The following is an 11,913-nucleotide window of genomic DNA, read 5'->3' on the forward strand; positions in this document are numbered from 1 at the left end:
GGCCCGTCGATATCGCTGTCGTTACCCAAGAGTTGAGCGGCGGTATACGTTACCGGAGTATCTTCGGTCGCACTCAAGGTGTCGTCGTTGGCGATCGGCGCATCGTTGGTGCCGGTGACAGTGATTGCTAGAGTGGCGGTATCAGTAGCCCCCTGATCATCAGTAACTGTGTATTCGATATTGAAAGTCTGGGTTTCGCCTTCTGCGAGGGAGTCGTAACTTGACGCGTCGAAAGTGTATGCTCCAGTTTTTGGATCAAATGTGATTCCCTCGGGTGTTTCGCCATTGAGGGTGTAGCTGACAATGGTGCCATCAATATCGTAATCGTTATCGGCAACGGAGCCAGATATTGTGCTGTCTTCTGTGACTGAGGCAGTATCGTCTTCGGCAAATGGTGGGCTGTTGGTATCAATTGTTACTGAAGCACTGTCGCTTGCACTATCTTGGCCATCAGTTACAGTAAGCTGGACATCTGGAAGTTCACCACCTTCATTGACATGGTCTGCACCAGCTTCGGTAAGCACAACCTCTCCACCAACAATCTCATAATACCCCTCCTCGTTCGTTCCAGGGGTAAAGTCAACACTCAGCACATCCCCATCTGCATCGGCAACAACGAAGGTTGCGGCAACAGTACCGGCTTCTGCCTCACCTTCCACGATGGTTGCTCCTGTCACCTCAATAGTAGGCGGAAGATTCTCTTCTTGTACTGGAGGTTCAATGACAGCCTCAGCGTCCGGTTCATCACCAACATATTGGTCATACACATATTCGGTTCGCGCGTTTTCACTATCGAGCAAATAGGCTCCAACACTACCAGCTGATGTATCACCAGCATGGTAGCCGGCTCTAAAGTCATAAGCATCGCCGCCTGCAGGGCCTGCATTTGTTTCCTGCCCTGCTGCCGTCTCTTCCAGCAGGTCATCGATATTCTGGTCATTGGCAATGGCTTCGACGATTGCCTGCTGCAGCTCGGCCACTTCCTGAACATTGGCATCGGTGGGATCAATAGTGCCGTTTACTGACTCATCAAGGAGAAGCTGCTCATTCGCATCCAGGGCCAGCAGGTTGCCATCCGGCTGGATGATTGAAAGAGTTGCCCCTGCAGATGTCTCAATAATTTCATTTTCATAGACCAGATCGCCAACATGCAGTTCACGAACCTGTCCTTCTGGAGTGCGTGCTGTTACCTGACCTGAAATTGCTTGGACTTTTCCTGATTGAGTCATTTTTTCACCATATGTATTGCTGATATTGAAAACTGCCAACTGACAACGATCATGTCCTTCGACATATCGTTCAATCGCCAATTTCTGTATTTCAAAACATTTCTGCTACACCGTGATAACTGTTATATGTCAAACGGCAGAGGAATTGAATTGTACCAAAGTACAATTATCGCCATTTAAGCAAAAATAGTCATATTGACTAGTTCTGATTTTTTAGATAGTTACCTGACAAATAACAAACCCAAATATGACATAACTTACACAGGCGATAAACGTCGACATTCCATCAACATACTCTGCCGGAAGCCTAACAATATCGGTTCAGTCGTTATGAGAAATGCGATGACAGACAGTCCTTTGGATAGACCTGATTCAGGATGAACCAGGTAGCTCCATTGGACAAATGAGGAAGGGGAACTTTCCCAAGCTCTGAGAGAGTATTTTTTTAAGTTCGAGCCTCTTGCAAAAAGGTCTTTTCGCCCAAACTCAGCGCATCGGTCTACACCTGCTGCGGCTGACCGAACAAGTAACCCTGCAGGGCATCGATATTCAACTCCAGTAGCATTGCTACCTGATCGTCACGCTCAACACCTTCTGCAATAACGCGAATATCCAGGCTATGTGCCACGCCACAGAGAGCTCCGATAAAAAATTCACTGTCGCCCTGATCACTTTCCAGTTCTTTGGTAAACGCGCGGTCGATTTTGACATACTCAGGTCGTAATGACTTCAGATAACCAAAATTGGCAAAGCTCTGACCGAAATGGTCAAGCCCGATCCCATGCCCGAGGCCCTGGACCTCTCGTGAAAAATCCTTGACCAAATCGATATACTGAACAGCCCCATACTCCGAAAATTCAAAAATAATATGGGGTGCATTGCCCGGAAGGCGCTGTAACTGTGCAAGTATCCACTTCACGAAAAGCGAATCGCCAAGCGACGATGGCGAGATATTGACAGCTATACTTTTCAAGGTTGCCATTTTCTCTTTCTGCTCAAAAACTTTTGCGAGGACAACCATGTCAAGCTTTGAGACAAGCTGTAACCGCTCAGCCAGCGGCACAAAAACACCAGCACTGACAATCTCGCCAGATTGCATGGCAATGCGGGAAAGAAGTTCCTGGTGCAACACCCGACTGTGATCCGCACTGCTGACTACTGGCTGGCCATAGAGAAAAATATCATCCTTTGCCAATACATCTTCAAGCGTCTCTTTCCACCATATTTTTCCTTTTACTGTCTGATCTTCTTGAGAGGAAAGTTCCGCAACAAGCCACTGATTCGCCCCCTTCCGACGGGCACCCTGGAGTGCATTATCCGCTTCTGAAAGAAGTTTACTCAGTGTTGGAACATAATCATATGTGACACCGCCAACATGAGCGATGTTCTCAACCTGGCTGTCGACCTCAATAGCTAATTTTCTGATATTTCGGCTTATACTCTCTGCCACGCTATTGACATCAGCCGGATCGATTGCCGAAATGAATATGCCAAAATCACCACCTGTCAATCTCGCCAATGCCACATCATCAATCACTTGTGTCTCCTGCTTGAGGATGTCGGCCACTTTTTTCAACAGGGTGTCACCTGCTGCAAACCCGTCAAAATCATTAATTTTTTTCAGATTTTCAAGCTGGACAATCAACAAGGCTCCACGCGCCACCCCTTGCGCTGCTTCCAGACGTGCTTCCACCTGCGCCGACAGATAGCGTCTGTTGCCAAGACCGGTCACCTGATCGCTGTAGGCCTTTCGCCGCAAATTCTCGGCAATCTTTGATTGGCTGGCAAACATTTCGCGCACCTGATTGGTCATACGATTCATCGAATTGACCACCTGGCGCAGCTCTCTGGTTTTCGGCAGTTTATCTTGAATATGATATTCCCGGCGACAGATAGCTTCCGCTTGCAGCTCAACCTGCTTCAGAGGTTTCAACAACATACGTAAACCCAATCCACCCAGGAGCAAAACAGTGGAAACAGAAAGTAAAAAATAGATACTGATTCTTACCATGGCTTCCCACATGGTCTGATACGCAAAGCCCGGGTGACTCTCGACATAGAGTTTTCCTGCCTGGTTCCAGCCCGCCATCACCAGTGATTCGGCATTCGGGGATTTGATGGGAACAAGATTGACAAACCAGTCGGGTACACCGGCAATTTCAACCTTGAGTATCCGCTCGGTAATAACCTCTCCCTCCATATCCTTGAAGCTGATCACCCGGTAATACCCTCGGTCAAATACCGCGTTGATCATTGTATCAACTGTTGCTATGTCATTATCCACCATTACCGGAGACAGGGAAAGCCCCAGCGAAGTCGCTGTATCCTGGGCATGAGACTCCAGTTGAGTGACAAGAAACGAACGGGTACTGTGTAACTTTTCCACCCAGATACCGGCGAAAAGCGCCACAAAGAGAATCACTGTGAAAATGAGGAGTTGTCTGTAAAGCGTCATGGTAAATCCTTTAATTCAGTTCAATCCTTCTGGCATTCTACTCAAGAGATCCTGCCATCGTTTGAGTCTGTCACTTCCGCCAACCTGCTGTCCTTTGCCACGGGCTTTGGCCAGCCACAGCCCAGTGCCATTAAAGCTGTATACCGGCAATAAATCTTTTCTGCTGGTCGCCGGTTGAATATCTGACACCAGACTATCTAAAACAAGTGGAATCGCGTTGGGAACAGCATAGTAGGTTACAACCATATGGGCTTGGTTGAGTTCCAGCGCCTTGACATAGGTCATATTCAGCTTTTCCTCTTCGACGCCAAGCGCTTTCAAAGTGAAATATTTGGCCAGTGCAAAATCTTCGCAATCCCCAGCGCCTCTTGATAAAAACTCGACCGGCGTGGCCCAATAATCGCTCTTTCCCCAGAGCTTCTTATCATTGACGAAGCGCAACTGGTTAAAGAATCGGTTCACGTTGTCCATTTTTTCCTTATCCGAAGTTGCTGAATCGTCACGGATGAGCGCCTGCCAGGCTAAAAGCCGGCGCTTGGCAGGGTTACCGTATTGTGATTCCACTGATTGGAGGAGGGATTCTGGAAGGGTAAAGATATCTTTGCTTTGGACTATGCCGAGAACAAAAAAGAGGGAAATAAAGAGCAGGGAAAACCGGGCAAATTGACAACGAACGTTGCAAAGATGTTTCAACAGCAACACGAAGTCAACCCGCATGAATGCGTTTGCGATTGCAGCAATTAGGCCTGTCAGGCCGGGATGTTTTCACGTTCATACCAAGTCGCAATGGCAGAGTTCACCAGAATTGCTACCTTATCTGATTTTCTTTAGAAACAATTCACTTCAAACAGCTTACAATATCAAACCGGGACACATTTATCCAACCATAGCATAGAATCAACATTTTTCTCCACATTCTCTGCAGGTTCTTTCCAGAAAGAAAAGATGATGCCAGCAGAGGACTATGCTTTTCCGCTCTTCTGAGAACGCAAAAAGGGCTGCTTCAGATATACTGAAACAGCCCTTTTATCAACAGTACTGTTTTTTATTACTTCTTTCGTCTACGAAGCACACTTGTCAGACCAACCAGACCGGTGCCAAAGAGCAGCATGGTGGCAGGCTCAGGAACAGGATCAATCTCAATTCGCCCGTTAATCTCGTCGTTGCCGCAGGACATGGTCCAATGGGCATCAATTGTCAAAAATTCTGTGTTCCATTCTTCACCGAGAACATCTACCAGATCAAATGCTACAATTCGGTAATAGGATTTCACGTTTGAATTGTCAGTATATTCTCCAACATTACTATATTTCAACTCTAGGCCAAAATATTTGTCATCCATTGCAAACGGACTTGAATCGTGTCTACCAGAAGTCCCGTCATAGTAGATATCTTTATTCCATGTCTTCACCTTGTAGAGCCCTTGTTCATCCTTACCATCACCTGAACCAGCATCGACCGTATCACTCTGATAATCCGCGGTAAATAGTCCAAAATCGACAGCATACTCGTATTGAGTATTATCACTATCAAAAGAGAGTGCCAGGTCACCAGCATAGTAATTTTTACTTGGATAATGCACATGACCATCAAGCAAATCAAAACCTGTCTGGAGCCCTAAATTGAGTATGCTTCCTTCTAACTTGTAGAGCAGATATTCAGCATCGAAATCCTGACCACCAACTCCAGGAGTAACTTCCCACGAAGTCACATCTTCGCTTGTCCCTCCCTCCTGAAACTGCGTCCAGCCAGTGCCAGGTCCAAAAACACTCGCCAAGGTAGCGAAAGCATTGCTACCAAGCATCACCAAACAACCTGCAAACAGTGTCACTGCTGCAGTTTTCATGCTTTTCTTCATACTCATTCCCCTTTCCACCCCTAAAATTTCTTAACAGCGTCACAACATCTATTGCCTTACTATCAGACTTCCCCGCCAACTTACAGCAATTATCATGCCGAAAATGCACATGTTGATAGCGATCAAGAAATCAAGAATAAGTAGCCTATTTCAGTGACATGACGGATCAACTCAAACAAACACAGTCAACCAACAGCAATCCATCACCACGATAGGCTTTCCGTATTTCCGTACTTGAGGTCATGAATTAAATGCTCCCAAAAGCGTATGCGGAACAGCTCGAATAACTGAAATTAGCCTATTAATATCAAAGCACAATGTAACATACCTCAAACGACCAACTGTTCATGATTTCACAAACGACAACGTTGTTTCCGGAAAAACGGACCACAAAACAATACTCTTTTCCCACAAAAGTAAACAGGGCATCCATGTCTCGTAAAACCGACAACAATTGTTGTATCAAAGCTACTGGCTTCCTCAATGCATCATGTCAATACTGCTGGTTGTTTAGCCACTCCCGTTTTTTCTCCAGGTAAAGGCAAGCACATTATCCTGGCAGCTCTCCAAACACTCACCGCAGTTCCAGCAATATGCTGTTTTTGCCTCATTTTCTTCCGGTTGCAATCCCATGGGGCAACTCCGGTTGCAGAGACCGCAATGGGTACAGGCCTCCCGGTCCAGTTGGACCACCAGGCGACGATGACTGCCGATGAGTGCCAGTAGACCACCAAGTGGACAGAAGGTGCGGCAGAACATCCTTCGGGTGACAAACTCAAGCACAATAACCACGAGGAGAACAACGCCCTCAAGCGCGAGTTTGTGGAAAAAAACTGCCATCATGATCTCCCGCCCTACCAAACCAGGTGGCGAGAGAAAGACGAAAAGCGGCGCGCCAAGGATCATGCTAAGTAGAAACTCCGCAATCAGGGTGAACCAGAGTAGTCTCTTGGCCACAACCAATTTGTTATGGAGATGGCGGCGCCGAGTTATGGCTCGGCGAAGCCGGTCCAGCAACTCAAGCAGAAAACTCACCGGGCAGAGCCAGGAACAGAACACCCGGCCAAGAAGAAACGCCAGTATAACGGGAATCAGCATCCCCACCAGCGCCGGCATATAGACCGATTTGGTGATGAGCAGACTCTCCAGTCCTTCCAGAGGCGATACAAACCAGAGACTACCGATACCAAGCGACTGATACCAGCCTTGGACAAAATCGATCTGCAGGAAATAATTGAGAAACGGATTGATAGCGATGAGCATGAAGGCACCGGTAAGCACAATCAGCCGACGATGGGACCAGCGTATAACTTGAAGAGCTGGCGTTTTCGAACTCTTTGCCACGCTCATGGCGTCACCTTGTCACTGGCGTAGATCGGCTCAATGTTCACCGCCTTTTTCCCATCAGCAGTGGTCACCGGACAAGCGTTGGTGCAGATGCCGCAACCGGTACAGTGCTGTTCATCGATCACAGGTTTGAGCTGCTCAAGCCGGATGGCCTTCTCGACAAAGGGGCATTTATCGTAACAGGTGCGGCAGAGGGTGATGCCCTCATAGGCGAGACAGGTAAAGGTGTTGATGATGGCAAGCCCCATGCGGGTTTCCGGCTGCCGAATGCGTTGCAGGCTGCCAGTCGGACAGACATCTACACATTTCATGCAGAGGTAGCAGGGAACGTTCTCAGCCTCAATGAACGGGGTTCCGGCATGAATCCCGTACCGGATATCAAGCATGATAATGGAACGGTACGGGCAAACTTCAACACAACGGCCGCAGCGGATGCATTTTCCCGGGAACAACTCTTCCGGCACCGCTCCTGGTGGCCGCAACCGGTTCGTCCCTATCGGACTTTTCAGAATGGCTGCCCCGGTTTTTCGCGGCGAAAAAGCCAGCCCGGACAAACCCGTTGCCAGCAACTGTAAAAAAAAGCGGCGTTTCACTCGTCTTTGGCCAAAGCTTTTTTAAACCCGAACGGCTTGGCCAACCGCTCGCCATGAGCCAGCCGCTCGGCCTCGTCTTCGGTGTTGAGATAGGTCATGCCAACACTTAGCACATTGGCATCCTTGTTGATCCGGTCAATAATCGTCTCCATCTCCTCAGAGGTCTCCGTATCAAGGACAGCGACGATATTGCCAGCCGCATCGTCCCCATACACCTCGACCTCACTGATAGTCGCCAACCCTGCCAGCACCAACGCCTTTTTCTCAGGTACGCTGGTGATCACTACTCCGCCAATAGGCATGTTCCCTCTCTTTTCGTGTAAGTTCAATATACAACTCCGCACATTTCAAGGGCCGAGACGATCTGATATCCGAGGAACGTGGAGTTTCGCTAGAGTAAAACGCTGCGAAACTCCACGGTGACGAAGGAGATCGGTTCGTATCGGTCCTTGAACTAGTTCGCGATGTAGGGGGTAAGAGCTTGCGGCCCCGACACCCTCTTCACCTGCACCGCGCAGATCTTGAACTCCGGCTCCTTGGAACCCGGATCATAGGCATCCTTGGTGACCTTGTTGATCATCCGGTCCTCATGCTGGTCATGCCAGTAGACGAAGACCATGCCCTCGATCGGTCCCTCGTACACCTTGGCTGGCAGAAGGTTCACCCCTCTTCGCGACTTGACCTCAACCATATCCCCCGGCTTGATCCCCAGTTTCGCGGCATCTTTCGGGTTCACCTCGACATAGGCGTAGGGGTTGGCTCTCAGTAGTTCCGGTACGCGACCGGTCATGGACATGGTGTGCCAGTGATCGATGATCCGGCCTGTGGAGAGGTAGAACGGGTACTCGGCATCCGGAATCTCTTCAGGATCAGCCTGCTCGCGCTGCCAGATCCACAATTTCCTGTCCGGATGGGCTGGGCCGTAAAACTGATAGGGCAGATCATTCTTCGATTCGCTGTCGGCCATCGGATCACGGCCTTTGACAAACTTCTTCACGGTACCGCCGGTAAGCGCATACTCCTCGGTGGGCGCCGGCCACTGCACGCCATCGGCCATCTGTTCAAGCACCTTGTAAGTGGCACCACGCAGGTCGTTATCGCGGTTCGCGGTCAGTTTCTGGCTGTATTCGTCCCAGATCGCCTTGGGCAGCGCATAGCCTTCCTCCAACCCTTCAAACGGCTTGATGCACTGGGTAATGACCGGATCGTTCATCTTCTCGGCCAGCTTTTTGGCCCATTCACGGATGATCCACACTTCCGGCCTGGCATCACCTGGGGAATCGATCGCTTTTCTGGTGAGCTGCGAACGACGTTCGGTACAACCGTAAACACCGGTCTTCTCAAAATGAAAGGCTGTGGGTAATACCAGGTTGGCTTTTTTGGTGGTGAGGGTGTGAAAGATATCGGTGCAGACGATAAAGACATCCTCACGATCCATACCTTTGTTGTAGAGAGTGCAGTTTGGCAAACTCTGGACCGGACTGGTGCAGTTGATCCAGATAGCCTTAATCGCGCCCTCGTTCACCGCGCTAAACATTGCCATGGTGTGCATACCCGGTTTTTCCGGAATTCGGCCGGCAGGCACGCCCCATGCTGTTTCCACCTGGTTTCGCAGCTTCTCAACCTCGATTGGCCGATGGCCTGGCAGGATATGACAGAGTCCACCACCTTCACGTACACCGCCACAGGCGTTGGGTTGACCGGTGAGCGACAGGCTGTCGGCACCATCTTTCATCAGCTGGCCGGTGAGGATGTGAAGATTATGCATCAGGTTGTTGGCCCAGACCCCCTGCTTCCGCTGATTAAGGCCCATAGTCCAGAGAGAAAGGGTCCCCTTTGAGGTCGCAAACCATCGGGCTACCTCACGGACATCATCGGCAGTGAATGCATCGCCGCAGGTCTTTGCTACCATTTCCGGGGTGTATTTCGCCACCTGAGCCGCATATTCGTCGAAATTGCTCTCCTCTCCCTTGCCCTTTTTAAACGAAGTATAGGTTGTGACAAACCCCTCGTCATAGAGCTTTTCCTGAATGATAACATTAGCCATACCGTTCAACAGGGCCAGGTCGGTCCCCGGCTTGAACTGCAGATGCTTGTCGGCAATACGCGAGGTCTGGGAGACACGCGGATCGACGTTGATCACCTTGACGTCATTCGGGTTATCCAGTTTGCGCCGCATGATCCGCCGGAACAATACAGGATGGGCCTCTGCGGTGTTGGAACCGATGATAAAGAAGCAGTGTGCCTTCTCAATATCGGAGTAGCCGCCGATCGGTTCATCGGCGCCAAAGGATGTGAGATAGCCGCCAACCGCACTGGCCATACAGAGCCGCGGGTTGCCCTCAACGTTATTGGACTGCAAACCACCGCGCATCACCTTCTGGAAGAAATAGGTCTCTTCAGTGAGCGCCTGGCCTGAACCGTAATAGGCAACAGCCTTTCCTCCGCCCGCCTTATGGGCCTCGGCAAATTTGGTGGCAGCGATATCGAGTGCCTGCTCCCAGCTGATTTCCTTAAATTTATCGGTCTTCTTCTCACGGTAGAGCGGCTTGGTGAGGCGGTCCGGATGGCGCATGCACTTCCAGAAATGCATACCCTTCATACAGACGTAACCGAAGTTGGTGCGCGACTCGCTCACACCGCGGAGGCCAATGGGAGTGCCGTCCTTTACACCCAGCTCAACCCTGCAGCCGACGCCGCACAATCGGCAACTGCCGCGATGCCAGGCCACCCCCTCTTCGGCTTTGGCGATATTGGACTTGTCGATCGGCAGGTTCATACTCACATAGGAGGCGGCGGAAAGGGCCGCAGCCCGTTTGATAAAATCTCGTCTGGTCTGTGTCATGATTGTGTCTCCTTGCTGTTAGTCGAATACGCGTTGTTATTTTTTTGCTTGAAACGAATGGGGAACATGACATTCCCAGCATGGCGTATTCGCAGCCTTGCCCTGCTTCTCGGCATGATTCTCGAGTTTGTCGGCATGACAGGCACCGCACGTCTCCCTCGTGGGTTCGACCATAAAAGTCTCAAACGTACCGTGACACTGGTAGCACTTCACCATACCAATGCCGTGCACGGAGTCATTCCACTCTTTCTCCACCTCTGGAGTTACCTCTTTGTGACACGCTGCACAATCAATCAGCATCTCCTGCTCGCTCAGTTCAGGATGAGCCGCCTTTTCGCTCGCGCCAGCCTGAACCGCCCCCGCAAACAGCATCAGGCCAAATGCAGCCAGCATCAGTGCCGTCTTCTTTACCCGTACCTGTGTTTTCACCATCAACCTCCCTCTGTTGTGTGGATACTTTTCATGTGCCCGGGCCGCCGTCAGCATCAACACTTCATGGCTACACGGGACATTACCCCTTAAATCACATCATTGGATTGATTATGCAAACAATATTCCAATTGTTTTATTTCAATATTTCATACACATAAACGGAAACGATCCAGCAATGTTACCTTCGGGTAACGCTCATGGAGCCAACCGGTCACCATTTGGTAACGCTGAAGTCTAGCTCATTATAGTGCCAACGACCAAAATGATCCAGTTATCAGTCAGGCGCAATTTTTGTAATTATCTTTCTGTATCATGCCGACACCCAACACGACACACTCAGCAATCCGTTCCTCTTTCAGATGGGAAATAATTACATTCATGCTTACATTGTGGATGAAAAAGGGATCCGGGGAGGACAATAGCCCCCATAGCAGAACATTTTTTTGGAGCATGATACATGCCAACAGCAGCACCGAGAATTTTTGCCGTCGGCGACATCCATGGATGTTTCAACAAACTGGAAACCCTGCTCAAACGTCTGCCATTTCATCGTGAGACAGATACCCTCGTCTTTCTAGGCGACTATATCAACCGGGGACCGGATTCAAAAAAGGTGCTCGACCTCCTGATCGAGGTGAAAGAGACCTGCAGCAATGCCATATTCCTCAAAGGCAACCATGAGCAGGCCCTCCTTGAATATCATGCCACCGGCAACGCGGATACCCTGAGCATGCTCCGGGAAATGGGTATCGCGGCAACGATTGACAGTTTCGGTTCAACCGTACGACAACTTCAGGGACTCTCCACATTTTCCAGCGCACAAAGGGAGTTCCTGCTATCCCTTGCTTTTGCCTATATTGCCGACAAAACGGTGTTCACCCATGCTGATATCAATATGGAGATAATCGGCGCGATGGAAAATGGTGTGTATGACCAAAGTGACAATGAATTGGCGGAATCAATGCTGCTCTCCAGTAGACGGCTCACCATGCCAAATGCGGCCACATACGGCTACACCATGGTTTTCGGCCACACGCCGTTTGAATTGCCACTGGTACTGCCGGATAGGATCGGTATCGACACCGGGGCTGTCTATGGCAACTTCCTCACCGCCGTGGAATTGCCGGCCAGAAATTTTTACCACGCCTGAGTAG

10 protein-coding genes are annotated in these 11,913 nt (G+C 49.9%); 1 reads left to right on the forward strand and 9 read right to left on the reverse strand.

Going from position 1 to position 11,913, the window contains the following annotated elements:
- From BUF15_RS00005 to BUF15_RS00045, 9 genes are all read right to left on the reverse strand, one after another.
- Positions 1 to 1,229, reverse strand: a 1,229-nt coding sequence (locus BUF15_RS00005; protein WP_143170581.1) for a retention module-containing protein, incomplete at its 3' end; no start/stop codon positions are given.
- A 499-nt stretch (positions 1,230 to 1,728) separates the two neighbouring features.
- Positions 1,729 to 3,684, reverse strand: a complete 1,956-nt coding sequence (locus BUF15_RS00010; RefSeq protein WP_073611398.1) for a bifunctional diguanylate cyclase/phosphodiesterase — start codon at positions 3,682 to 3,684, stop codon at positions 1,729 to 1,731.
- A gap of 15 nt (positions 3,685 to 3,699) precedes the next feature.
- Complete coding sequence (locus BUF15_RS00015; RefSeq protein ID WP_084553260.1) at positions 3,700 to 4,401, reverse strand: transglutaminase-like cysteine peptidase; 702 nt, start codon at positions 4,399 to 4,401, stop codon at positions 3,700 to 3,702.
- A gap of 331 nt (positions 4,402 to 4,732) precedes the next feature.
- On the reverse strand, positions 4,733 to 5,542 hold the full coding sequence (locus tag BUF15_RS27595) for a PEP-CTERM sorting domain-containing protein (protein ID WP_073611399.1): 810 nt from the start codon (positions 5,540 to 5,542) through the stop codon (positions 4,733 to 4,735).
- 510 nt (positions 5,543 to 6,052) lie between these two features.
- Positions 6,053 to 6,892, reverse strand: a complete 840-nt coding sequence (locus BUF15_RS00025) for a 4Fe-4S binding protein (protein ID WP_073611400.1) — start codon at positions 6,890 to 6,892, stop codon at positions 6,053 to 6,055.
- Positions 6,889 to 7,482: a 4Fe-4S dicluster domain-containing protein gene (locus BUF15_RS00030; RefSeq protein ID WP_073611401.1), complete on the reverse strand. Its 594-nt coding sequence runs from the start codon at positions 7,480 to 7,482 to the stop codon at positions 6,889 to 6,891. Before BUF15_RS00030 ends, BUF15_RS00025 begins: the two co-directional genes overlap by 4 nt.
- Positions 7,479 to 7,784 carry a chaperone NapD gene (locus BUF15_RS00035; RefSeq protein WP_073611402.1) on the reverse strand — a complete coding sequence of 102 codons (306 nt, stop codon included), beginning with the start codon at positions 7,782 to 7,784 and terminating at the stop codon, positions 7,479 to 7,481. Before BUF15_RS00035 ends, BUF15_RS00030 begins: the two co-directional genes overlap by 4 nt.
- Positions 7,785 to 7,936: 152 nt before the next feature.
- Entirely contained in the window at positions 7,937 to 10,327 is a 2,391-nt protein-coding gene (locus BUF15_RS00040) for a molybdopterin oxidoreductase family protein (protein WP_073611403.1), read from the reverse strand.
- A 36-nt stretch (positions 10,328 to 10,363) separates the two neighbouring features.
- The gene (locus tag BUF15_RS00045; protein WP_073611709.1) at positions 10,364 to 10,759 is read right to left on the reverse strand and encodes a cytochrome c3 family protein; all 396 of its coding nucleotides are present in this window, start codon (positions 10,757 to 10,759) and stop codon (positions 10,364 to 10,366) included.
- A 457-nt stretch (positions 10,760 to 11,216) separates the two neighbouring features.
- Between BUF15_RS00045 and BUF15_RS00050 the strand changes: the two genes are divergently transcribed.
- Positions 11,217 to 11,909 (forward strand): metallophosphoesterase family protein, encoded by a 693-nt coding sequence (locus tag BUF15_RS00050; RefSeq protein WP_073611404.1) that lies wholly within the window; start codon positions 11,217 to 11,219, stop codon positions 11,907 to 11,909.
- The last annotated feature ends 4 nt before the right edge of the window (positions 11,910 to 11,913 follow it).

This window comes from Desulfopila aestuarii DSM 18488, from assembly GCF_900143695.1.
Lineage (GTDB): Bacteria > Desulfobacterota > Desulfobulbia > Desulfobulbales > Desulfocapsaceae > Desulfopila > Desulfopila aestuarii.

Bases quoted from the DNA above. Each gene is read 5' to 3' on its own strand.
- BUF15_RS00040 (WP_073611403.1), bottom strand. From the start codon at position 10,327: ATGACACAGACCAGACGAGATTTTATCAAACGGGCTGCGGCCCTTTCC.
- BUF15_RS00010 (WP_073611398.1), bottom strand. From the start codon at position 3,684: ATGACGCTTTACAGACAACTCCTCATTTTCACAGTGATTCTCTTTGTG.
- BUF15_RS27595 (WP_073611399.1), bottom strand. From the start codon at position 5,542: ATGAAGAAAAGCATGAAAACTGCAGCAGTGACACTGTTTGCAGGTTGT.
- BUF15_RS00045 (WP_073611709.1), bottom strand. From the start codon at position 10,759: ATGGTGAAAACACAGGTACGGGTAAAGAAGACGGCACTGATGCTGGCT.
- BUF15_RS00015 (WP_084553260.1), bottom strand. From the start codon at position 4,401: ATGCGGGTTGACTTCGTGTTGCTGTTGAAACATCTTTGCAACGTTCGT.
- BUF15_RS00050 (WP_073611404.1), top strand. From the start codon at position 11,217: ATGCCAACAGCAGCACCGAGAATTTTTGCCGTCGGCGACATCCATGGA.
- BUF15_RS00035 (WP_073611402.1), bottom strand. From the start codon at position 7,784: ATGCCTATTGGCGGAGTAGTGATCACCAGCGTACCTGAGAAAAAGGCG.
- BUF15_RS00025 (WP_073611400.1), bottom strand. From the start codon at position 6,892: ATGAGCGTGGCAAAGAGTTCGAAAACGCCAGCTCTTCAAGTTATACGC.